The organism is Tamaricihabitans halophyticus (assembly GCF_004340875.1).
GTDB lineage: Bacteria > Actinomycetota > Actinomycetes > Mycobacteriales > Pseudonocardiaceae > Tamaricihabitans > Tamaricihabitans halophyticus.
Genome location: NZ_SLXQ01000009.1, coordinates 176,596 through 198,303, shown reverse-complemented (window position 1 = coordinate 198,303; position 21,708 = coordinate 176,596). Strand labels below are relative to the sequence as shown.

Sequence of the window (21,708 nt, the reverse complement as noted above, 5' to 3'; positions counted from 1 at the left end):
ACGGCAATGGACCCGGCAACTTTGCTGCGTAAGGCAGTAAGGCTCTATGGCGAGAACACCGCGTTCGCCAGTGGTGAGCGAACTCAGACGTATCGCGAGTTGTTCGACCGTGCCGTCCGGTTGACCAACACCTTGCGCGATGCTGGGATCTCGCCGGGCGATCGGGTCGCGGTACTGAGTGACAACGCGTTCGAGAGTCTGGAGCAGATCGCTGGTCTCGCGCTGGGCAACTATGTGCGTTGCGCGCTGTACACGCACGACACTCCGGACAAGCACCAGTACCTTCTCGAGCTGACCGGATCTGCTGCGCTTATCGTGCAGGACAAGCATTTCGCCGCTGTGCAGCCGGTGCTTTCCGATGTTCCAGGGCTGCGGTTGGTGCTGGTCGTCGGTGATGCGCCGGCGGGCACGGTGGACTATTACCAGGCGCTCGCTGGAGCATCTACTGTAGACCCACAGGTTCCGCTGCGCGAAGATGATCCACATATCATCCGGTTTTCCGCGGGAACTACTGGTAAGCCCAAGGGAATCCTGCACACGGTGCGTGGCTGGATGGATATGGGCAACGAGATGGCTCTTATCGTGACGCGGTTCGGCGAGCAGGACAGGTACCTGGTCCCCGCACCGTTGAGTCACGCGGCCGGGCTGTTCATCTGGCCACTGGTCGCGGCCGGTGCGGGAACCATCGTGATGCCCGCGTTCGAACCAGCGCACTTCCTCGAACTGATCGAGCGAGAGCGAGCCTCGATCGTGCTCGTGGTACCCACGATGATCCAGATGATCACCCAGCATCCGGACGCGGCGACGCGCGATCTGTCCAGTCTGCACACCGTCCTTTATGGCACGGCGCCGGCTTCGGAAGGGACGTTACGTGCGGCGATCGCGTTGTGGGGCAACGTCATGTACCAGATCTACGGGCAGAGTGAGGCGCTCCCGTTAACCATCCTGGCCCCGGTTCACCATGTGGTGGATGGCACCGAGGAACAACGGAAGTGGTTGCGCTCGGCAGGGCGGCCCACGCCGAACTCGGAGATCGCGATTCTCGACGATGCCGGTAATCAGCTACCGGTTGGCGAGATCGGTGAGGTGGCAGGACGGACCCCAGGGCAGATGTCCGAGATCTGGGGCAATCCGGCTGCCACCGCGGAGCGGATCACCGAAGATGGCTGGCACCGCACCAGGGATATGGGCTACCTCGCCGAGGACGGTTTCCTCTACCTCACTGACCGCAAGGAAGACACCATAATCTCCGGCGGTTTCAACATCTGGCCGATCGAGCTGGAGCGAGCGCTTGCCGAGCATCCCGCCGTCCAGGAGTCCGCCGTGGTCGGAGTCCCACACCCGAAGTGGGGTGAGACGCCGCATGCCGCGGTGGTACTGCGCGCGGACTGTGCGGCAACGGAGGAAGAACTGATCGAATGGACGAAACAGCGCGTCGGTTCGGTGAAAAAGGTAACCGGCGTCAGTTTCGTTGAATCGCTGCCGAGGTCGGCGATTGGCAAGATTCTTCGCCGCGTAGTGCGTGAGCAGTGTGCCCCGGACGCTTCCGCACTGCACGGCGCTTAGCGACACAAGACAGGAGCGCGAGTCCATGACATTCAACATTTCTTGTGCGTTCGCCAGTGCGCCGAGCACCCCAGCGCACGTGGAACTCGCGGAGCAGCTCGGTTATCACCGGGCATGGCTCTACGATTCGCCAGCGATCACCGCCGACGTATGGGCCACCGCGGCACTTTCCGCGGTGCGCACCGAGCGGATCAACCTAGCGACCGGAATGCTCGTACCGCGGATCCGGCACCCGCTGGTCACCGCGAGCGCCATCGCGCAGCTGGTCGATCTGATTCCAGGGCGCTTCGGCGTCGGGATTGGCTCGGGATTCACCGGCAGCTGCCTGCTTGGCAAGAAGCCGATGCGCTGGGCCGATGTGGACAGTTACGTCGGTGCGGTGCAGGCACTACTCCGCGGCGAGGACGTAGCCTGGGACGATTCGGTGATCCGGATGTGCCACCCGAACTACGTGCTCTCCGATCGACCCATCGCCGTGCCGTGGGTGGTCGCGGCCGAGGGGCCGAAGGGGCTTGCCGTGGCGCGTAAGTACGGCGACGGGATCGCCTCGGCGCTCGCCGCGCCACCCGAAGGTTTCGACTGGGTGACCAAGTTGACCTTTGGCACGGTGCTCGATGAGGGCGAGTCGCCGATCAGTGATCGGGCGTACGAAGCGGCCGGATTCGGCGCGTCCATGGTGTATCACCTGTACTACGAGTGGCAGGGACCGGATGCGTTGGATCAGATCCCCGGCGGAGCGCAGTGGCGGGAACACGTTATGCGGGCCGACGAGCGGGTGCGGCATCTGGTCGCGCACGAAGGCCACGCGATGTACGTCAACGACATTGAACGTGCCGTGATGCCACGGGAGAACGTACCCGAGTTCACTCTGACCGGTACCGCGGAAGAGCTGCGGCCGAAGTTGGCCGAGATGCGGGCTGCCGGCGTGACCGAGGTGATGTACCAGCCGGCTGGTCCGGACATCCCGAGGGAACTGCGCGCGTTCGCGGATATGGCCATGCCGCTCGCCGCCGCTGCCTGACCATACCGCCTGACCACAGGGCCCCGACCCGGCGAACCGGGCTGGCTCGGCAGTTCGCCAGCCAGTCCGGTTCCGTCGTTGTATCGACGACCCGAGTAATCGTTTACACAGCCTTGCTTGCGGTGCTAGCCTCCCGACACTTCAGTGAGTTGGACCGCACAGTGAGGTGTCGATGTCACCGAAGGAACCAACCGAGTCAGCCGGGCGGAATTCGGGCAAACCGGATACTTCCGCACCGGAGTCGAGCGAAGCCCCGGTCGCGGCGGGCGGAGCCGTTGGGCGCAGGCGAGTGCTGTTCTCTACCTCGTTCGTGCTGGCCGCCGTGGTGCTGACGATGGTCGTTGGCCTGGTGATCGGCCGAGCTCTTGGCGGTCCTGGCGGTCCGGAACGGGCTGGTCCGTCGGCTTTCACCGGGACCGAGATCGACGTGATCATCAAAGCCACCGACTCGTCGTTCTGGCAGAGCATGCTTGCCGGAGCGCAGCGGGCCGAGCAGGATCTCGGGATCACGGTGGGCAAGTTCGGGCCGACCACCGAGACCGATGTGGACGAGCAGGTCCGGATGGTGGAGAACTCCATCTCCCGCGGGGTAGATGCGATTGTGCTCGCGGCCAATTCACAAACCGCGCTGGACGAGGTGATCAACAGAGCCAGGGACGCGGGGATCAAGGTGATCACCGTGGACGGCAAGGTCGCCACGGAAACCGAGGGGTTCATCGGCACGGACAACCTGCGCGCGGGTGAGCAGGCGGCCGAGCGGCTCTGCCGGCTGATGCGCGATGCTGGGCATCGCGACGGCAAGGTGTTCCTGGCGAACGCGGTGGCTGGCGTGCAGGCGCTCCAGGACAGGGCACGCGGGTTCCGCAACGGGCTGGCGGCGAACTGCCCGAGCTTCCAGATATCCCAGGAACGGTTCAACAACAACGATATTCCGACCGCCGTTGGGCAGCTCAACGATGAGATCAGTGCGGTCGATGATCTCGTGGGCGTGTTCGCGGCGAACAACATGTCTGGCAACGGGGTCGCGCAGGCAGTGAAGGAGAACGGCCTTGCCGACGAGTTGCCGGTGGTCGCGTTCGATTCGGACCCGCAGGAGAACGCGGCACTCGCGCAGGGCCCGATCGACGCGCTGGTTGTGCAGAAGCCCTACTTCTTTGGCTATCAGGGTGTGGTCGAGGCGGCGAAGGCGGTGTCCGGTAGCCAGGTCGAGGCCGAACTGGATCCCGGCGCCGTACTCGCTGATCGGCAGAACATGCGCAGGCCCGATATCAAGGTGTTGCTCAATCCGCCGACGGTGACCGCGGACGAGGGCGGGAACTGATCGTGCCGGCGACCGCGGACCTCGTGCGCTTGCGTGGGGTGTCCAAACGATACGGTGCCACGCTCGCACTGGACGGGGTGGACCTCGATCTCCGGGCTGGCGAGGTCTGCTGTCTCGCCGGCGAGAACGGTGCCGGTAAGTCCACGCTGATCCGGGTACTCACCGGGGCCGTACGGCGGGATTCCGGCGAGTATCTGATGGACGGTGAGCCGGTTGGCGACGGTTGGCATCCCGCGCGGTCGCGACAGGCCGGGATCGGCGTGGTCTATCAGGAGCTGAGTCTGCTGCCGGATCTGTCCGTGGCGGAGAACCTGTTGATGGGCGCGCTGCCCGCCGCCTACGGGCTGCTTCGACGTGGCCGGCTGCGCGCCGAAGCCTCGCGGATGCTCGAGCGGGTCGGGTTGGCCGAGCTGCCTACCGACACCCCGGTAGCCGAGCTGGGCGCGGCGAACCGTCAGCTGGTCGAGATCGCGAAGGTGCTCGGCGGTAGGGCGCGCGTGGTGATCTTTGACGAACCGACAACGGCTCTGTCCGCTGAGGAATCCGCCGCGCTGCTGGCGCGGATTGGCCAGCTGCGTGCGGAAGGTGTGGCGATCCTCTACGTGACCCATCGGCTCGAGGAAATGTTCGAGATCGGGGATCGCATCGCGGTGCTTCGCGATGGGCAGCTGAGCAAGGTCGACGATGCTCGTGAGTTCACTGAGGACTCGCTGATCGCGGCGATGGTCGGCAGGGACGTGCATAACCTGTACCCGGACGGCCAGCGGGAACCCGAGCACGCCGGTCACCCCCTGCTCGAGGTGCGCGGGCTGCGTCCGCCCGAGGGTCGCTATCCGATCGACCTCGACGTGCGGGCGGGCGAGATCGTGGGAATCGCGGGCTTGCTCGGTGCTGGCCGCAGTGAGCTGCTGCGCGCGATCTTTGGTGCGGACCGGCCCGTCGCGGGTACCGTCTCCGTCGCGGGAAAGCGGGTGCCAAGGGGTGATCCGAGCGCGAGTGTGCGGGCCGGGATCGGGTTGCTTTCCGAGGATCGCAAGGAACTCGGCCTACTCCCTGATCTGAGTATCCGCGAGAACGCGGCGATGGCCAGCTTGTCCAGCTTTGCTACCGGCGGTTGGCTGAGTAACCGTAGGGAAGCGGCCGTGGTGGACGCGGCACTGGACCGGATGCGACTGCGCGCCGCGTCCTTCGACCAGGAAGTGTCCACATTGTCTGGTGGAAATCAGCAGAAGGTACTGCTGGCCCGCTGGTTGGTCAGCGATGTACGGGTGCTGCTTTTCGACGAGCCGACCAAGGGGATCGACGTAGGCGCGAAAGCGGAGATGTACACGCTGATCGGCGAACTGGCCAAGCAAGGAATGGCCATCTGCGTGGTGTCGTCATATCTGCCTGAGTTGCTCGGTCTGGTCGACCGGATCGTGGTGCTGCGCGACTCTGGGGTGGTTGGCACGATCACCGCTGCCGAAGCCAGTGAGGAGCAATTGGTGCGGATGAGTAGTACCGGAACTCCTGTCGGCGCGGGGAGCGGGCATGAGTGAGCAAGGTGGATTCTGGTCGCGGCTGGTCGTTCGGGAGGACAAGCTGCGGCCGGTGACCGCGGGTGCCGATAGTCGACTCGGTAGGCCGAGGATTGTTGGCTGGGGTGATCTGGTCGGGCGCGAGGGTGGCGGGATCGTCGTACTCGTCGTGCTGTTCGGCGCGCTCGCGCTGGCCAGCGAGGCCTTTCTGACCGTCGGCAACATGGGCAATCTGTCGCGGCAGTTCACCGTGTACGGGATCATCGCGATCGGTGAACTGCTGGTAATTCTGACCAGGGGGATCGACCTTTCGGTCGGTTCGGTGGTCGGGCTGAGCGGCGCGATCGCGGCTGAACTGATGGTCAGCGGTCTACCGATACCCGTCGCGGTGCTTGGCGCGCTCGGCACTGGGTTGGCCGTGGGCCTGATCAACGGTGCGCTGGTCGCGTACGCGAAGCTGCCGGCGTTCATCGTGACGCTCGGCATGCTCGGTGCCGCCCGTGGTCTGGTGTTGCTGATTACCGACGCGAAGACTATCCAGCCGCTTCCCGAGGGGTTCTCGTCGATCGCGAATGCCACTTTCCTCGGCCTGCCGAATATGTTCTGGATCGCCGTGCTGTTGACCGCGGCGATCGGATTGATGCTGCGGCGGACGGTGTGGGGTAGGTATATCTACGCGACCGGGTCCAATTTGGAGTCCGCGCGGCTTTCCGGCGTGCCAGTGCGCAAGGTGCAGCTGAGCGTGTTCGCGTTGTCCGGTTTGCTTGCCGGGGTGGCTGGCATGTTGCTGGCATCCAGGTTGGATGCCGGGGTGCCAACCGCGGGTGAGACGTACGAGCTGGACGCGATCGCCGCCTGTGTGATCGGCGGCGCGAGCTTGTTCGGCGCGAAGGGCAGCGCGATTGGCGCGGCGATCGGCGCCATGATCACCAGCACCTTGAACAACGGCGGCAACCTGCTCGAGGTGAACTCGTTTTACCTGCGGATCGCGATTGGCGTGCTGATCATCCTGGCGATCTCCTTCGACCAGTTCCAGACCAGGGTGCTGCAACGAAGCAAAGCGCCACCAGGCTAGCCCCCACCACCCCGCCCAAATTCGCGTTTAGCACCCTCACCGTTGATTTCGGACCGCGTTTAGCACCCTGAACGTTGATTTCGGACCGCGTTTCGCGGGCTCACTGTCGGTCCGACTCGCGTTCAGCGGGCTAACCGTTGATAACTTAGCGTCTGCAAGTAATTGAGTTTAGCGGGCTGAACGTTGATTTTGGGGCGCGTTTCGCGGGCTAACTGTTGATTCGGGCGGGGCAGGGCTGGTTAGTGTGCCGCTGCGGGTTGGGCGCGGGAGGTTCGCACGTCGAGTAGCACGGACAGGCCGGCTAGACCCAAACCGAGCAGGGCGAGCAGTGCGCCGACCACGTTCGGCGACATGAGACCGAGGCCACCGGCGATCACCACGCCGCCCAGGTAGGCGCCGATCGAGTTCGCGATATTGAACGCGGACTGCACCGCGGCGGACACCAGGGAGGCCGAGCCGCCGGCCTTGTCCATGATCCGGGTCTGCATCATCGGGCCGATCATGAACCCGGCGATACCGATGCAGAAGATCGTCACGGCAGCGCTCGCCCGATGCTGACCGGTCACCGTGAACAGGGCGAGTAGCGCGGCCAGGCTCAGAATGCCGATGCACAACGACGGCATCAGCGCGCGATCGGCGAGCCAGCCGCCGAGCAGATTGCCCACCGTCATGCCGACGCCGACCAGCGCGAGTAGCAAGGTCACCGAGCCAGGCGAGTAGCCTGTGACATCGGTCAGCATCGGGGAGATGTAACTCAGGCACGCGAAGGTGCCGCCGAAGCCGAACATCACGATCGCCAGCGCAAGCAAGACCTGTGGCCTGCGGAAGGCAGCGAACTCCTCCCGCAGTGAGCCCGGTGCGGGTTTTCCCTGGTCCGGAATCAGCCGGTAGACGCTGAGCATCGCGAGCAGCCCGATCGCGGCGACCGCGATGAAGGTCGCCCGCCAGCCAACCTGCTGCGCAAGCAGGGTGCCGAGCGGTACGCCAATCACATTGGCCAGGGTCAGCCCGACGAACATCATGGACACGGCCTTGGCCCGGTCGCCCTTGCCGACCAGGCTGGCGGCCACCACCGCACCCGCGCCGAAGAACGCGCCATGCGGTAGCCCGGCCAGAAATCGCAGCGCGACCCCCAGCTCAGCGTTTGGCACCGCGGCGAACCCGAGGTTCGCGACGGTGAACACCGCCATCATCGCCAGCAACATGGTCTTGCGCGGCAGGCGGGCGGCCAACACGGTCAGGGTTGGCGCGCCGACCACCACCCCCAGGGCGTAGGCCGAGATCAAATTGCCAGCGGTGGGGATCGAAACCCCAAACGCGTCGGCGGTCTCGGGTAACACCCCCATCATGACGAATTCGGTGGTTCCGATGCCAAATGCACCGATGGCCAGCGCGATGAGCGCGACAGGCACGACTGTTCCCTCTCCGGTCGGCTTGCGGCTTGTGACAAGTAGGCGTCGCGGTGGGCGGTGTTCGCCCCACGACGTTGTGTGCGCTCGCCGATGAACACCAACCAGAGTGTCGGCCGAGATTATCCCGATGTTTCCGTGATCTCACGCACGCTTGGCGGTTGGTGGCTTGGATCGGAAAAGTGTCCGTTGTGGACCAGCGATTCAGTTGTGTTAAGTATCCGTGGTGCTGCCGTCTTCAACGACGCAGTCCGGACCGGGGAAGATCAAACTCTCGTGACCGTCCCCGAACCGCACGACATACGGCGGCCTGCCGTCGTCGCCACGCACTTCGATGATCTCGCCGAGTTGTTCGCCATCGGCGACATGGCGTCCGTGGATGCGCAGGTGATTTCCCACCGCGGCTCGCATCGCGACCACCTCCCGAATCAAGGAGCGTTCGTCGGGCGAAAGGCTGTGCACGCTCCACGGTAGGGCCACTGGCTGCCACGCACCAGGTGCGCATCCGATTGCTACCGTGATCCGGTGGATTCCCCCGAAGTCATCGAACGCGTCGCCGGCCATGCTGGCGAACTGGTGCTGCGCAAGGTTGCCGGGCACCACGAGGTGATCGCGAACGGTACTTTCCTGATGGATACCCGCAACGGTGAGTCGGAACGTCTGCTTGTGGACGCCGCCGCCGACCGGATGCCGGCCGGCGGCGCGATGTTGCTCGGCGGCCTCGGGGTCGGGTACTCCCTGCGACGCGCGCTCGACCATGCGCGGGTCGGCGAGGTCATCGTGGTGGAACGGGAGCCAACGGTGGTCAGCTGGAACAGGGGACCGCTCCGTGCGTATCACGGGGACGCCCTTGCCGACGCACGTACCACGCTTGTTGTCGCGGATCTGCTTGGCTGGATCGCCACGACCACCAAGCGATTCGACGCCATCTGCCTCGACATCGACAACGGTCCAGAGTGGATTGTCGACGAAGGAAACGCGGAGTTGTACGGCGAATGGGGGCTCGGCCGGCTCGGTGCGCTGCTCACCCCCGGCGGGGTACTTGCCGTGTGGAGCGCCGGTGCCGCGACAGCCTTCACGCGACGATTGGAACGGCATTTCGCCGAGGTGACCGTGCTATCGGTGCCGGTGCCCCGTGGTCAACCAGATCTGGTTTTCCTCGGCGTCGGTTGGACCGGCTGACCGGGCCAGCAGGCCCGAGATGGGAGCGCCCCGCGCGCCACGTAGTCGCGGCGCGCGGGGGCAGTCAGTGGGTTACGCGGTGGCGGTCAGCCACTGCGTTCGGCCGCGTCCATCGGCGACCCAGCAGCCACGCGCGTATCGAGTCCCGCCGCCACGTGCCGGGGGCTCTGGTTCCGGATCGGCCAGTTCAAGCAGCGCGTCAATAACAGCCTCGGACTCGCCGCTGCGCTCCCAGAGCACCGCCTTCGGGGCGAGCACGTCTTCTTCGTCGACCGGTGCTCGAGTGGCGATCGCGTCGTCCGCGCCATGTAGTCGGACGAGGTCGACAACCCCCTGGTGTACCCGCATGCCGACGATCGCGACGACCTCGCCCTCCGCATTGCGCGGGTGGACGAACTGGAAGCCCGCATCGATCAATGCGGTGAGCTTGCCGGTGATATCCATGTTTGGCATCGGTTCCCCCGGGAAACGCATTGCGTGGAGCCGGCCGGCGTCGACCGGCTCCACCACGGCTTTACGACTGAAGTTCCTCCGACTCACCGTGCTTCGTGCCGGTAAGAAAGCCATCTAGCTGGTCGCGGGTGTACACGAGTGCCGGGCCGCTCGGGTTTCTCGAGTTGCGGATGGCTGCGACTCCGCCGGGCAGGTTTGCGATCTCCACGCAGTTGCCGCGGGCGCCACTGCGACTGCTCTTGCGCCATACGGCGTCGCGGAGCCGGGGAGCGGGAATTCCGTTACGGACCTCGTCCATCGGACGGCCCTCCTTCCGGATGCGGTGTGGGATGCACTTGCCGTGTCATCCCCATGCATCTGCACGTGCATTTGACCGTGCCGTCACGCTAACACTCGTGGCTTCAACGGTAAATGCACGTGCATGCGCACCCGCATCCGCTTGTTCGTATGGCGCGCGGCGGGCCTACTAACGAGGAAGCGATGACCTGCGAAAAGACACAAACCCCTGGCATAAACGGAGAATTCTGCACCGTTACTGGACTCGTTGATGACTTACATCACACTCATCCGGGTTATCTATATCCGGGTGATACCAACGGTAATTCTGCGTATTGAAATCTCATCCATTAGTGGGATCAAGTTCCAATGGTGATAACTGTGGGTGTTCTGTCTGGCCGTGAATGCCGGCAAATATCGACAGTCAGCCCGCTGAACGCGAATATTGGGTGCGGGCGAGGACACGTGTGGGTGTCCTAGGGAGTGTGGCGGGACGCGCGAACTGCGTGGTTCCGAGTGGGGTGGGGACTCAGCGCGGGTAGAGGTTCAGCGCGGGTGAAGGTTCAGAGTTCGGAGATGGTCTTGCGGAGCAACTGCCGGCTGTGATCCGGCGTCTCCGCGTCCACCGCGAGGCGGTGCGCCGTCTGGCTGTACAGCTCGACCTCTTCCGCCTTGTCCACGTAGAGGCTGCCGCTGAGGTGTTCGATGTACACGATGTCCGGCAGGTCCTCTTCGGCAAAGCGCAGCAAGGTGAACGCGCTCTCCGCGGTGTAACCACCGAATTTGAACGGGACGATCTGTAGCGTCACATGTGGCAGGTCGGTGATCTCCAGCAACCGCTCGAGCTGGTTGCGCAGAACGTTCCGACCGCCGATCGGCCGATAGAGCACCGATTCGTCCAGCACCGCCCACAACCGCGGTGCATTCGGCCCGGCGAGCAGTTTCTGCCGCGCGATGCGCAGCGCCACCCTGCGGTCGAGCTCGTCGTTGCTCGCGCCAACCAGCCCGTAGCCGGTGATCGCCCGCGCATACTCTTCCGTCTGCAGCAGGCCAGGTACGAACAACACCTCATAGGTCTGGATACGCGCAGCGGCCTCTTCAAGGCCGACGTAGTCGTTGAACCACGTCGGAATCAGGTCGCTGTAACCGTTCCACCAGCCGGGCTGGTTGGACTGCCGGATCAGGTCGAGGAACTGCTGGCGCTCGGTTTCATCGGCGACGCCGTACATGGTGAGCAGGTCGCGGATATCGCGTTCCTTGAAGCTCACCCTGCCGAGCTCGATCCGGCTGATCTTCGATTCGGACGAGCGGATCTCGAAACCGGCCTCGGCCCTGCCGATATTCGCGCGTTCGCGGAGCCGTCGCAGCTGGCCGCCGAGCACCATACGACGCGCTGTCGGGCCCCAACCCGCAGGCTCGTTGGCAGTCATCTCAGGCCTCCAGCGGTACGAACAAACTGGTCAACACGACAGCATAGCTCGCGCTGAGCGCAACTCAAGGACCGTTCACAGATTAGCCTACGCCCGATTGGACAGGGCTGGCGATACCCCGTGGTCAGGGCTTGCGGGCGAGAGCGCCGAGCAGTACCCGGTCGACCGGCGGAACGTCGCCAAGCCGTGGCCCATCGGGCCACCAGTCGTTCAGGTTCGTCAGGCCGGGCTCCACCAGGGGTAGCCCGCAGAACAGCGATTCGATCTCCTCCCGGCTGCGGAAGAAACCGGAGCCCATCGAGCTGTTCGCGAACACCCCTTCGATGAAGCGGGCGAGCTCGTGCCCTTCCGGGTCCGCTTCGCCCGGGTCATGGAAATGGGTGAGCGCGAGATACGAACCGGACGGTAGCGCGTCGACATAGGTCTTCATGATGTCCCGAGGACCGTCCGAGTCCGGCACGTGGTGCATCGTGGCGCAGTGCATCAGGGCCAGTGGCTGGTCGAAATCGAGATGCTTGCGCACGGTCGGGTTACTCAGGATCTCGTCCGGTTTGGTCAGGTCGCCCATCACCAGATGGGTGCGATCGTTCTCCTCGAGCAGGGCCCTGCCGTGCGCGGCGACAACGGGATCGTTGTCCATATAGATCACCCGCGCCTCGCGGTTCAGTCGCTGGGCCGCCTCATGGGTGTTCTCCGCCGTCGGCAAGCCCGCGCCGCAGTCGAGGAACTGGTTGATCCCGGCGTTGTTGGTGAGAAACCGAACCACCCGGATCAGCCATGCGCGGTTGTCCCTGGCGATCTGCGGCGCCTGCGGGGCGATCTGCAGGACCTGCTCGTAGACCGCGCGGTCGACCTCGTAGTTGTCCTTGCCGCTAAGGAACCGGTCGTAGACTCTGGCGACGCTGGCCGTTGTCGTATCGACCCGCGCGGATGACAGCCCCGCTTCGGTCGTTTCCGAGGCCTGTGACTTCAGTGCGTCCCAACTCACGCGCAAGAGGTTACCGGACCGCTTCGCCGGCAGGAATCCTCCATCCGTTCCGCCGTGCCTTGCGGCCCGTCCGAAATCAGGTGACCGTGGCGCGGAACTTGTTCATCAGGTGTGGGCCGGCGAGCACCGGCGGATAGTTCGGTGCCTCGCCCGGGCCGAGACAGGTAGGCAGGCATTCGACCGTGGCCGACCAGTTCGCGTTGTGGAAGAAGGGCATGCTCTGCCGCCGGGTCGGCCGGCCAGGCTCGACCTCGGGGTTGACCACTCGATGCAGCGTCGAGCGCCACCGGTCGTTCGTCCAGCGGGCGAGCAGATCGCCGATGTTGACCACGAAGGCGCCGGGCACGCTCGGTACGGCCGCCCATTCGCCATCGCGGGTATGCACCTGCAGACCGCCGGGAGCGTCGTCCTGGCGCAGGATGGTCAGCGTGCCGTAGTCGGTATGCGCGCCGGCACGCAGCTGCCCCGGTGCCGGCGGAGCGTCCTGTTCCGGATAGTTCAGCGCGCGCAGCGAACTCGGCGAGGTGTCGATCTTGTCCGCGAAGAAGTCCGGCGAAAGGCCAAGCCCCCTGGCGAACAGGGACATCAGCCGGGCGCCCAGGGTCAGCATCTCGGTGTAGTAGCGCTGCCAGGTTTGCCGGAGCTCGGGCAGCGCGACATCCGGCCATGGCGTCGGTAGGTACGCGCTTGCTTCCTCCGGGTCGGCGAACTCGTGCTCGGCGGCCGGCGGCCCCGCGTTGAACGATTCCTTCAGGTCCGCGGGCGCGCCGCCGCCCATCGACTGGTTCAGCGATTCGCCGGCAACGGGGCTGTAGCCGAACGGATAGCCGGGCTCCGGCATCACGACGGTCATCCGCTCGGCAATGGGCAGGTCGAAAAACGCCCGCGCGGTGTACCAGGCGGCATCGGCCACCTCAGCGTCCACGCCATGCCCGGTGATCTGGAAGAAGCCAATCTCCCTGCACACCGCGTCCAGCTCGGCGGCCACCGTTGCCGGCCGCTGGTCCAAGTTGATGATCGGTACCGCCGTCATCGCTGCTAGGCCTCCTATCGCGGATCTTCCCGGTTCGGGTCGCGTGTGGACAATTCGCGGATCGCGTCGAGCAGTGCGGCGAAGAACCGCTCGTGATCAAGGTGGGTGGCCACCCGCGCGTTCGGCTCGCGTCCGGTACGCGCGAACCGATCAACCACGGTCGCGCCCCGCGTGTAGCTCCCGGTGAGTTCGATATCCACCCTGCTGAGCTCGCAACTGACCAGCTCGGGTTCGGCGACGCGGGCAACCGCGACCGGATCGTGCACCGGCGGTGCCGGAAAACCCCACAGCTGCCGGTAGGTGCTCGCGAAAAAGCCGAGCAGTTCCACGCAGATCCCGGCAAGTGGACTGTTCAGCGCGGCGATCTCGGCGCACACCCGGTCATCGGCAAGTGCTTGGTGCGTGACGTTCAAACCGCACATGGTCACCGGAACGCCGCTGTGCACGACGATATCCGCGGCTTCCGGGTCGGCGATCATGTTGAACTCCGCATAGGGCGTGGTGTTCCCCTCCGCGGTGCTCCCGCCCATGAACACGATCTCCTCGATCCGCTCGACCACATCGGGGGCGCTGAGCAACAGTGCCGCGATATTGGTCAGCGGTCCGGTGGCGACCACGGTCATCGGTGCCTGGCTTGCCCGCAGCATGTCCCGCAGATAGCCGATGCCGTCCGTGCTGGTGAGTGGTACCTGCGGCGGGCCGAACGCCGGTCCGTCCAAGCCGGACTCACCGTGTACGTCCTCGGCCACCAGCGCCGGCCCGCGTAGCGGGGCAGCTCTGCCCGAGACGATGGGGACGTCCTCGATACCGGCCACGGTGCAGATACGCCTGGCGTTCAAGGTGGTTTTCGGCAGCGTCTGGTTGCCAGCCACGGTACTGATCGCGCGTAGGTCCAGCGCGGGGTGCGCGGCGGCGAGGATGATCGCCAGCGCGTCGTCGTGTCCTGGATCGCAGTCCAGCAGTACTGGTCTAGTTGGCACCCACCTGCTCCTTGTCGTTGTCCCGCGCCGCGCGAATGCGTGGCAGGGCGAACAGCCAGAACAGCGCCGCGGCGACCACCCCGGCGACGACTGGCAGCGGCAGCACCTCGTAGCTGAAGGCGGGCAGGAAACGTTCGCCGAAGAAACCGATCAGCACGCCGACCGCGCAGGCACCAACCGCGTCCAGCCGCCAGCGCTCGGCGAAGCCGCGCGGCGCACGGAAGAACTCCTCGCTCGGTGTCTTCCTGCGCTGCACCGCGATCCAGTCGACAAGCATGATGAACGTGAACGGAATGATCACCTTGCCGGACGCTTCGAGAAAGTCGGCCGCGTTGTCCAGGATGCCGATCACGGCGAGCGTGATGCCGACGACGCCGAGCAGCACGCTGGCGATCGGTTGCTCCCATTTCCACGGCCGCCGCACGGTGTTCAGCGCGACAAGCAGGTCGATCATCGCCGGGTAGAGGTTCATCGCATTGGTCTGTACCACTGCGACAGCTACGCCGATCGCCGCCACGATGCCCCAGCCCTCGATCTCCTGGCCGAGCAGCGCGATGTTCCACTCGCCGGTCGCCGCCTTCGAGTAGATCCCGACAACGCCCATCCCGATCAGTGCCACCATCACGCCGGCCGCGGGGGACAGGAAGTAGCTTGCCCTGCTGCCGCCGGTGCGCTCGACCGGCACCGCGAAACGGGACACAGTGGACAGTTTGTAGGTCCAGGAAAGGATGGAGAACGAGAGGATGATGGTGAGCGCGCTGCCCCAGTTCATCGGAACCTGTTGCTCCGGCCAAGTCAGCTCGTAGTTCAGTGCGAGGTAGACAACCAGTGCGCCGTAACAGATGATCATCAACGCCGTGGTGTACCGGTAAAAGCGTTCCAGCCATTTCATGCCGAAGACCACCAGCACGATCTGTACTCCGCCGACGACGATGCACCAGAGTACGAACGAGGTGTCCGTGATGGCGGCCAGGATCGAGGCGCCGACCGCGGTGTTCAGCCCGAACCAGCCGAGGTTCACCACGGTGAACAGCGCGGAGAAGCCGAAAGCGCCGGACCAGCCGAAGGTTCTGCGGGCGACAACCAGTGCCGTCAGCGGTGTCTGCCGGCCCATCTCGGAGAAGAGCCCAGCGGGGATGAGCGCGATCAGCCAGGCGATCAGCGCCGCGATGACGAAGTTCGTCATGCCGTAGTCGTAGAGCAGATCGCCGACAAGTGGCGTCGTCGCCGAGCTTGCCGCCATCAACCAGACGATGAACATCCGGTATGGCCGCATGGTGCGTTGCTCGTCGGGGATCGGTCGGATGCCGACCGTCTCCACTTCCGCGCCGACACGCCCGCGCAGGCTGTTATCAGACATCCCGATTCCTTACTAACGCACGTTGTCAGTTGCCCGGGAACGCGGCCCCGGCACGAACCGCGCGGGTATCCGCTGCCGGCCGAAGGTGGTGCCGCAGCTCGGCGTCGGCCGCACCGCGGTATGTCGCACGGTGTACTCGCCGAGCCTGGCGAGCGCCTTGCGCAGGACCACCTCCAGCTCGACCTTGGCCAGCGTGGCGCCGATGCAGCGGTGCGCACCGATACCAAAGGCGAGATGCGGATTGGGGGAGCGTTCCGGGCGCACCGTATCCGGTTCGTCGAAGACCGCGGGATCGCGGTTTGCCGCGGCCCAGGCGAGGAAGACCTTGTCGCCCGTCGCGACTACCCGCTCGCCGATTTCCGTATCCGCCCGGACGAATCGGGCAAAACCCTGTACCGGGGCCTCGTAGCGCAGCAGTTCGTCCACCGCGCCGGGGATCAGCTCGGGTTCGGCGCCCAGCCTTGCCCGCAGTCGCGGATCGGTTTCCAGGTACAGCAGCATATTGCCGATCGCGGCAACCGTGGTGTCCACTCCGCCGAAGAGCACCATCATCATGATGTCCACGGCTTCGTCTTCGGTCAGTGCTCTACTGCCGGTACCGTGCGGCACCGTGCCGCGTACCAGCATGCTCGCCACGTCGGTGTCCGGTTCGGTTGCCCGCTGCCGGATGTTGTCCCTTGCCCGCTGCCGGATCCCGGCCAGTTGCTCGGCCGCGGCCAAGCGCTCCGGCGCGTCGGCCGGATAGGTGGAGAAGTCCCTGATCGGCAGCACCACATCCGGCCAGTCCGTCTCCGGCCAGCCAACCAGTCGCATCGTGACCTTGCCGGGAACAGCCAGCGCGAGGTCGGCGACCAGATCGCATTCCCCGCGTTCGATGAACTCATCGATCGTCTCGTCGGTATAGCGCTCGATATCCGGGCGCATCGCGCGGACCGCGGATGCGGTGAACAGCGGCATGATGACCTTGCGATACGCCGTGGCGAGCGGCGGATCGGCCTGGACCGGCAGCAGCCTGTCCGGATTCTCCGCTGGGATCAGCAGATCGCCGCCCTCGGATGAGAACGTCTCGGTATCCAGTGCGCAGCGGCGGATATCCGCGTACCGGGACAGCACCCAGAAGCCGTCCTCGTAGGCGGTGGAGTGCGCTACTGGGCACCGCTCGCGCAAGTCCCGATAGACGCCCCACGGGTCGGCCGCGAACTCGGCGGTGTGATGGTCGAACATGTTGGTCATACCCTGACCAATCTGTGTGGCTGCGGCACAGCCGCGAGCACCAGGAAAGTTAAACCTTTAACGTCCTTGGCATACTACGAATCCCCGTCTTCGCCCGCAAGCTTCACCAGCGAGGTGGCCACCTCGGTCGCGACGCTCGCGTTGTGCTCGGCGAGTGCCAGGTTGGCAGGTACGCTCGCGCCGTCGGTCTCGGCTTCCAGCTTGCCAAGCACGTAGGGGGTAATCGCCGCGCCGCGGATGCCTTCCTCGGCGCAGGAACGTAGCGCGGCGTCGATCTTTTCCTGTAGTTCGGCTGGATCCAGCTCGTTGTCCGCGGGGATCGGGACGGTGAGCAGCACGCCGGTATTCGGCCTTGCGCGCATGCGCAGTACCCGCGCGACTTCGTCGGCTGTGGACACCCGGTGCGGCACGCGTAGCCCGCTCGAGCGGGTGTAGAAGGCGGGGAAGTCGTCGTGCCGCCAGCCGAGTACCGGAACTCCCGCGGTTTCCAGGTATTCCAGCGTGCGTGGCAGATCGAGGAACGCCTTGGCGCCCGCGGAGACGGTGACGACCGGGTTGTTGGCCAGCGCGTCCAGGTCGGCCGAGATGTCCGCGCTGAGCTCCACTCCACGGTGCACCCCGCCGATCCCGCCGGTACTGAACACCTGCACGCCCGCCAGCCGGCACAGCGCCACGGTCGCCGAGACGGTGGTGACGCCAACCGGCCATTCTCGCGCGGCGGCGACGGCGAGGTCGCGTTCGGCGATTTTCGCGGTACCACTGAGAATTCGCTCGGTTTCCGCTGCTTCGATGCCGACCCGCCATTGCCCGTCGAGCACGGCGGTGAGCGCCGGCACGGCACCGGCCGCGCGGATCGTCGCGGTGCAGCGCCGTAGCGCTTCCTCGTTGTGCGGGCTTGGCAGGCCAAGGGTGGAGAATATGGTGGATTCGAGCGCTACTACGGGGGTTCGGTCGCGCAGCGCGTCCGCGACCTCGGTGCCGAGCCGGATCGGTGCGGTGCTCATAGGTCCGTGTCCTCCTGGGATGGCGAATGGTCTGCGTGTCGGGAGCGGCCAGCCCCCGGGGTGCGCAACACCTGGGCGGCGAGGTGATGGCCGGCTTCGGCGGCTTCGTCGGGCTTCCCGCCGTGCAGCAGGGTGCTCAGATAGGCGGCCGCGAAGGCATCGCCAGCGCCGGTTGTATCGCGTGCGATTGGCGCGGGTGGTACCGGGATCTGCCGGCTGCCGCTGCTGTCCACAATGGTAGTTGGTGCGGCCCCGTTCTTGATCACGTAGCTGGTTTCCGGCGGCGGGGTGGCCTCGGTGAGGCCGAGCAGTTCGGCTTCCGAAGCGTTGGCGAACAACACGGCTGGGCGCAACTCGGCAACCAGCTCGAGGAATCGCCGGGTGCCGAGATCCTCGAGTAGGCCAGTGGATGAAGCGTCCATGGTCAGCGTGATGCCTCTGGCGGCAGCCGTGTGCAGTAGCTGCCTGGTGTGCCGCGCGCTCGGTTCGACGGCGAACGCGTATGCGGGTACGTGCAGTAGCGCGATCCCGTCCAGCCAGCTGGTCGGCACCTCGGCGAGCTCGGCCGCCGCGCCCCGGTCCGGCAACATGGTGCGCTCCCCGTGTTCGTCGACGAGTACCACGATGCTCCCGGTGCGACCGCCGCGCTGCGCTCGAACGTCCACATTGGCCGCGCGTAGGTGGGCGACGAGGCTGTCGCCAAGCTGGTCCGCGCCGACCCTGCCGATGAACGAGGTCGGCAGCAGCTCGGCCGCGAAGGATGCCACGTTCGCCGCGCTGCCGCCACGGCTGCGATGGATGCTGACGGGGTTGTCGGTTCCCGTGCGGAGTGGCTGATCTAACCAGACCACGATGTCTTCGAGCAGGTCACCAAGGACGCCGAGGGTGGCATCGGTTGGTTGCGGAGGTTCGGCCACCTGAACAAGTTAAACGTTTAACGCATTAGTTTGCAACTACACTCATCCGGCGGCGGGGCCGATCGAGGAACGTTCTACCAGCCGCGTGTCCAGTGACCTGGTACGCGGCGGAAGTGTCCGGTCCTCCACGTGTTCGCGCAGGATCTGCGCGGACTCGACGCCCAGATCGAAGGCGGAAAGCCGTACGGTGCTCAGCGCCGGCGCGGTGATCTCCGCGAACGGGAGATCGTCGAAGGCGGCTACGGATACCTGTGTGGGAACCGCAACGTTGAGGTCATGCAGGGCGCTGAGGGTGCCGTAGGCGAGTACATCGGTAGCGGTGATGATCGCGGTCACCCCGCGCGCGGACCAGTCCGGCCACGACTCGGTGACCAATTCCCGTGCCGCGCGCAGGTCGAGGTCCGAACGGGCCCGATGCAGCACACCGTCCTGGGTGCGGCGCAAGCGGCCGAGCACCTGCTTGCGCCGGGTGTCGAAGGATTTGCCCGGGCGGCTGGCGTCCATATAGACGATCTGCCGGTGTCCAAGGTCGACCAACCGGTCGACCAACTGCTGGCTTCCTGGCCGGGTGTCGAAGTAGACCCGGGAACGATCCGTTGGTCCAGTCGGCTCGTCGAGTAGCACCAGCGGGCAGTCCAGTCCTTCGGTGTCAAACGCGGTGCCGGGAAAGTCGAGCAGGATGCCGTCCACGCCGAAGGCGACCAGCTGTTCGAGATCGGGGCTGTCCCGCTCCGGGCCGGACACCGCGAGCAGCAGCCGGTAGTCGGTGCCGAGCGCACTGGCGACACCGGAAGCGACCTGGGAAAAGAACGGGTTGGCCACATCGGGGGCAACCAGCGCGACACAGTGCCTGCGCCCGGTGACCAGGCTGCGGGCCGCGGGGTCGACCACGTAGCCGAGTTCCGCCACGGCCGCGCGGACCCGCTGCTCGGTCTCCTTGGACACCCTTCCGCCGGTCTTCCCGTTGATCACCAGGGATACCGTCGCGGTAGACACTCCCGCCCGCGCTGCTACATCCGTCGCTTTTGGACGACGGTGCGGCCTTGAGCCGGCCGATGCCAAGGATGCCTCCCGGTTGGCGAAGGATCATATTGGCCGTGAGTATGCCTGCCATTGGCAACCTTTGCGCGGGGGAGGCCGCATCGTTGGGCGCAGGGGCTGCCGGCTAGCCGGTTTCCGGTGGCCATGCGGCCAGTGCGGTATCGACGATGGCCAATAGTTCCGCGGTGCTCGCGCCATCCCGGGCCCGGATGGACAGCCCGTAGAGCACGGTGTGGAAGAAGTCCGCGAGCGCGGTCGGATCGGTGCCCTTCGGGAGCTCGCCTTCGGTGACCCCGCGAGCCAGTCGATCGCGCAGCTGATCGCGGTCGGTGCGCCGGCAATCGGCGAGAAAGTCCTGGATCGCGGCATTGTCCTGGGTGCAGTTCGTCGCGGCGAGCACCACCATGCAGCCACGCGGATTGGCCGGGTCGGTGTACGTTCGCGCGCTGTCTCGCAGCATCACCTCGATGGTTAGCCGGGCGGTCGGTTGGGTGGCGAGCGCGTTCTGGACCGGGCTGCCCTGCTCGTTGTAGCGCCGCACCGCGGCGCGGAACAACTCCTCCTTTGCGCCGTACGCCGCGTAGAGGCTGGGTGAGTTGATCCCGGTGACCGCGGTGATATCCGCGAGCGCGACGGCCTCGTAGCCGCGCTCCCAGAACAGTCGCATGGCCTTGTCCAGCACCTCGTCTCGATCGAAGGCGCGTGGTCGGCCGCGTGCGGTCATCGTTCGCTCCGTTTCACCGTATTCTGTGTCACTCGATATATAAACATCTTGACCACGCATTCTAGTCCCGATAGTAATTATGTATCGATCAACACAAAAAGGAGGCGGAATGCTTTCGGGCAAGGTGGCGCTGGTAACCGGCGGTAGCAGGGGGATGGGCGCGGCGATCGCGCACCGACTGGCAAGTGACGGCGCGGACGTGGTGCTCACCTACGTCAACGACGAGCAGTCAGCGCGGCAGGTGGCTACGGCGATCGGCGAACTCGGCCGGCGGGCGCTGGCGATCAAGGCGGACAGTGCGGAACCCGAGGCGATCGTCGCCGCGGTGCGCCGGGCGGCGAGCGAGTTCGGCCGGCTGGACATCCTGGTGAACAACGCGGGCATCTTCGGTGAGCGCCCACTCGGCGAACTCACTGTCGCCGAGATCGACCGGATGCTGGCCATCCATGTGCGGGCCGCGCTGCTCGCCGCGCAAACCACCGCCGAGTACCTAGGCGAGGGCGGACGGATCATCTCGATCGGCAGCAACCTCGCGGAGCGGGTGACCGGACCGGGCATCACGCTGTATGCCACGAGCAAGGCTGCCTTGCTCGGCATGACCAAGGGGTTGGCGCGAGACCTCGGGCCCCGCGGGATCACCGCGAACGTGGTGCATCCCGGGTCCACCGATACCGACATGAACCCGGCGAATGGTCCGGCTGCCGAGGGGCAGCGGGCGATCACCGCCCTTGGCAGGTACGGCCACCCGGACGATGTCGCCGCGACCGTCGCGCATCTGGCCGGTCCCGGCGGGCGCACCATCACGGGAACCGCGGTGCTCGTGGATGGTGGGGCAAACGCTTGAGTACGTCGCTGGCTTGGGCGCTGTTACTGGTCGCCGCGCTGCTCGAGTTGGTGTGGGCGGCCGCGCTGAAGCTCGGCGACGGGTTCAGCCGGTTGTTACCGAGCGCGGTCGGTTTGCTGGTCGCGGCGAGTAGCCTGGTGTTGCTCGCCGTGGTCCTGCGCATCCTGCCGATGGGCACGGCTTACGCGGTGTGGGTCGGCATCGGCGCGGGCGGGGTGGCGCTGACCGGCATGGTGTGGTTCGGCGAGGCCGTCTCGCCGGCCAGGCTCGCGTTTCTCGGGTTGATCCTGACCGGCGTCATCGGGCTCAAACTGGTCGATGGCTGACCGGCCAG

At 65.7% G+C, this 21,708-nt stretch carries 22 protein-coding genes; 8 read left to right on the top strand and 14 right to left on the bottom strand.

Annotation, left to right across the window (positions count from 1 at the left end; genetic code table 11):
- The first annotated feature begins 6 nt into the window (after positions 1-6).
- From EV191_RS20080 to EV191_RS20060, 5 genes are all read left to right on the top strand, one after another.
- Complete coding sequence (locus tag EV191_RS20080; protein WP_132878660.1) at positions 7-1,566, top strand: class I adenylate-forming enzyme family protein; 1,560 nt, start codon at positions 7-9, stop codon at positions 1,564-1,566.
- A gap of 25 nt (positions 1,567-1,591) precedes the next feature.
- Complete coding sequence (locus tag EV191_RS20075; RefSeq protein WP_132878659.1) at positions 1,592-2,587, top strand: LLM class flavin-dependent oxidoreductase; 996 nt, start codon at positions 1,592-1,594, stop codon at positions 2,585-2,587.
- Between the two features lie 172 nt (positions 2,588-2,759).
- Entirely contained in the window at positions 2,760-3,908 is a 1,149-nt protein-coding gene (locus EV191_RS20070) for an ABC transporter substrate-binding protein (protein WP_132878658.1), read from the top strand.
- Positions 3,909-3,910: 2 nt separating this feature from the next.
- Complete coding sequence (locus EV191_RS20065; RefSeq protein ID WP_132878657.1) at positions 3,911-5,446, top strand: sugar ABC transporter ATP-binding protein; 1,536 nt, start codon at positions 3,911-3,913, stop codon at positions 5,444-5,446.
- A complete protein-coding gene (locus EV191_RS20060; protein WP_132878656.1) occupies positions 5,439-6,500 on the top strand; it encodes an ABC transporter permease in 1,062 nt (353 codons plus the stop codon). The genes EV191_RS20065 and EV191_RS20060 overlap by 8 nt, the downstream gene beginning before the upstream one ends.
- A 239-nt stretch (positions 6,501-6,739) precedes the next feature.
- Here EV191_RS20060 and EV191_RS20055 read toward each other — a convergent pair whose 3' ends face one another.
- Both EV191_RS20055 and EV191_RS20050 read right to left on the bottom strand, forming a co-directional pair.
- Complete coding sequence (locus EV191_RS20055) at positions 6,740-7,912, bottom strand: MFS transporter (RefSeq protein ID WP_132878655.1); 1,173 nt, start codon at positions 7,910-7,912, stop codon at positions 6,740-6,742.
- A gap of 210 nt (positions 7,913-8,122) precedes the next feature.
- The gene (locus EV191_RS20050) at positions 8,123-8,320 is read right to left on the bottom strand and encodes a DUF1918 domain-containing protein (protein WP_132878654.1); all 198 of its coding nucleotides are present in this window, start codon (positions 8,318-8,320) and stop codon (positions 8,123-8,125) included.
- A gap of 114 nt (positions 8,321-8,434) precedes the next feature.
- Here EV191_RS20050 and EV191_RS20045 point away from each other — a divergent pair, with 114 nt between their 5' ends.
- A complete protein-coding gene (locus tag EV191_RS20045) occupies positions 8,435-9,091 on the top strand; it encodes a spermine/spermidine synthase domain-containing protein (protein WP_132878653.1) in 657 nt (218 codons plus the stop codon).
- Positions 9,092-9,163: 72 nt separating this feature from the next.
- Here the strand turns inward: EV191_RS20045 and EV191_RS20040 are convergent, their stop codons facing one another.
- From EV191_RS20040 to EV191_RS19985, 12 genes are all read right to left on the bottom strand, one after another.
- Complete coding sequence (locus tag EV191_RS20040; protein ID WP_132878652.1) at positions 9,164-9,544, bottom strand: hypothetical protein; 381 nt, start codon at positions 9,542-9,544, stop codon at positions 9,164-9,166.
- 61 nt (positions 9,545-9,605) lie between these two features.
- Positions 9,606-9,842 (bottom strand): DUF397 domain-containing protein, encoded by a 237-nt coding sequence (locus EV191_RS20035; RefSeq protein ID WP_132878651.1) that lies wholly within the window; start codon positions 9,840-9,842, stop codon positions 9,606-9,608.
- A 541-nt stretch (positions 9,843-10,383) separates the two neighbouring features.
- Positions 10,384-11,250: a helix-turn-helix domain-containing protein gene (locus EV191_RS20030; RefSeq protein WP_132878650.1), complete on the bottom strand. Its 867-nt coding sequence runs from the start codon at positions 11,248-11,250 to the stop codon at positions 10,384-10,386.
- A gap of 124 nt (positions 11,251-11,374) precedes the next feature.
- The gene (locus EV191_RS20025) at positions 11,375-12,238 is read right to left on the bottom strand and encodes an SAM-dependent methyltransferase (protein WP_341539629.1); all 864 of its coding nucleotides are present in this window, start codon (positions 12,236-12,238) and stop codon (positions 11,375-11,377) included.
- Between the two features lie 76 nt (positions 12,239-12,314).
- Positions 12,315-13,271, bottom strand: a complete 957-nt coding sequence (locus EV191_RS20020) for an isopenicillin N synthase family dioxygenase (RefSeq protein WP_132878649.1) — start codon at positions 13,269-13,271, stop codon at positions 12,315-12,317.
- Positions 13,272-13,285: 14 nt separating this feature from the next.
- Positions 13,286-14,251, bottom strand: coding sequence for a nucleoside hydrolase (locus tag EV191_RS20015; RefSeq protein ID WP_132878648.1), 966 nt, complete (start codon positions 14,249-14,251; stop codon positions 13,286-13,288).
- Positions 14,241-15,611, bottom strand: coding sequence for a purine-cytosine permease family protein (locus EV191_RS20010; protein WP_132878647.1), 1,371 nt, complete (start codon positions 15,609-15,611; stop codon positions 14,241-14,243). Before EV191_RS20010 ends, EV191_RS20015 begins: the two co-directional genes overlap by 11 nt.
- 12 nt (positions 15,612-15,623) lie before the next feature.
- On the bottom strand, positions 15,624-16,844 hold the full coding sequence (locus EV191_RS20005; RefSeq protein WP_132878646.1) for a cytochrome P450: 1,221 nt from the start codon (positions 16,842-16,844) through the stop codon (positions 15,624-15,626).
- A 74-nt stretch (positions 16,845-16,918) separates the two neighbouring features.
- Positions 16,919-17,848: a pseudouridine-5'-phosphate glycosidase gene (locus tag EV191_RS20000; protein ID WP_132878645.1), complete on the bottom strand. Its 930-nt coding sequence runs from the start codon at positions 17,846-17,848 to the stop codon at positions 16,919-16,921.
- Complete coding sequence (locus tag EV191_RS19995; protein ID WP_132878644.1) at positions 17,845-18,765, bottom strand: carbohydrate kinase family protein; 921 nt, start codon at positions 18,763-18,765, stop codon at positions 17,845-17,847. Before EV191_RS19995 ends, EV191_RS20000 begins: the two co-directional genes overlap by 4 nt.
- 42 nt (positions 18,766-18,807) lie before the next feature.
- Positions 18,808-19,827 carry a LacI family DNA-binding transcriptional regulator gene (locus EV191_RS19990; protein ID WP_132878643.1) on the bottom strand — a complete coding sequence of 340 codons (1,020 nt, stop codon included), beginning with the start codon at positions 19,825-19,827 and terminating at the stop codon, positions 18,808-18,810.
- A 103-nt stretch (positions 19,828-19,930) separates the two neighbouring features.
- Positions 19,931-20,530 carry a TetR/AcrR family transcriptional regulator gene (locus EV191_RS19985; protein ID WP_132878642.1) on the bottom strand — a complete coding sequence of 200 codons (600 nt, stop codon included), beginning with the start codon at positions 20,528-20,530 and terminating at the stop codon, positions 19,931-19,933.
- Between the two features lie 109 nt (positions 20,531-20,639).
- On the opposite strand from EV191_RS19985, the gene EV191_RS19980 reads away from it, so the two are divergent.
- Both EV191_RS19980 and EV191_RS19975 read left to right on the top strand, forming a co-directional pair.
- On the top strand, positions 20,640-21,374 hold the full coding sequence (locus EV191_RS19980) for an SDR family NAD(P)-dependent oxidoreductase (RefSeq protein ID WP_132878641.1): 735 nt from the start codon (positions 20,640-20,642) through the stop codon (positions 21,372-21,374).
- The gene (locus tag EV191_RS19975; RefSeq protein ID WP_341539628.1) at positions 21,371-21,700 is read left to right on the top strand and encodes a DMT family transporter; all 330 of its coding nucleotides are present in this window, start codon (positions 21,371-21,373) and stop codon (positions 21,698-21,700) included. The genes EV191_RS19980 and EV191_RS19975 overlap by 4 nt, the downstream gene beginning before the upstream one ends.
- The last annotated feature ends 8 nt before the right edge of the window (positions 21,701-21,708 follow it).

Bases quoted from the DNA above. Each gene is read 5' to 3' on its own strand.
- EV191_RS19985 (WP_132878642.1), bottom strand. From the start codon at position 20,530: ATGACCGCACGCGGCCGACCACGCGCCTTCGATCGAGACGAGGTGCTG.
- EV191_RS19980 (WP_132878641.1), top strand. From the start codon at position 20,640: ATGCTTTCGGGCAAGGTGGCGCTGGTAACCGGCGGTAGCAGGGGGATG.
- EV191_RS20035 (WP_132878651.1), bottom strand. From the start codon at position 9,842: ATGGACGAGGTCCGTAACGGAATTCCCGCTCCCCGGCTCCGCGACGCC.
- EV191_RS20000 (WP_132878645.1), bottom strand. From the start codon at position 17,848: ATGAGCACCGCACCGATCCGGCTCGGCACCGAGGTCGCGGACGCGCTG.
- EV191_RS20070 (WP_132878658.1), top strand. From the start codon at position 2,760: ATGTCACCGAAGGAACCAACCGAGTCAGCCGGGCGGAATTCGGGCAAA.
- EV191_RS20020 (WP_132878649.1), bottom strand. From the start codon at position 13,271: ATGACGGCGGTACCGATCATCAACTTGGACCAGCGGCCGGCAACGGTG.
- EV191_RS20050 (WP_132878654.1), bottom strand. From the start codon at position 8,320: ATGCGAGCCGCGGTGGGAAATCACCTGCGCATCCACGGACGCCATGTC.
- EV191_RS20040 (WP_132878652.1), bottom strand. From the start codon at position 9,544: ATGCCAAACATGGATATCACCGGCAAGCTCACCGCATTGATCGATGCG.
- EV191_RS20075 (WP_132878659.1), top strand. From the start codon at position 1,592: ATGACATTCAACATTTCTTGTGCGTTCGCCAGTGCGCCGAGCACCCCA.
- EV191_RS20060 (WP_132878656.1), top strand. From the start codon at position 5,439: ATGAGTGAGCAAGGTGGATTCTGGTCGCGGCTGGTCGTTCGGGAGGAC.
- EV191_RS20010 (WP_132878647.1), bottom strand. From the start codon at position 15,611: ATGTCTGATAACAGCCTGCGCGGGCGTGTCGGCGCGGAAGTGGAGACG.
- EV191_RS20030 (WP_132878650.1), bottom strand. From the start codon at position 11,250: ATGACTGCCAACGAGCCTGCGGGTTGGGGCCCGACAGCGCGTCGTATG.
- EV191_RS20005 (WP_132878646.1), bottom strand. From the start codon at position 16,844: ATGACCAACATGTTCGACCATCACACCGCCGAGTTCGCGGCCGACCCG.
- EV191_RS20080 (WP_132878660.1), top strand. From the start codon at position 7: ATGGACCCGGCAACTTTGCTGCGTAAGGCAGTAAGGCTCTATGGCGAG.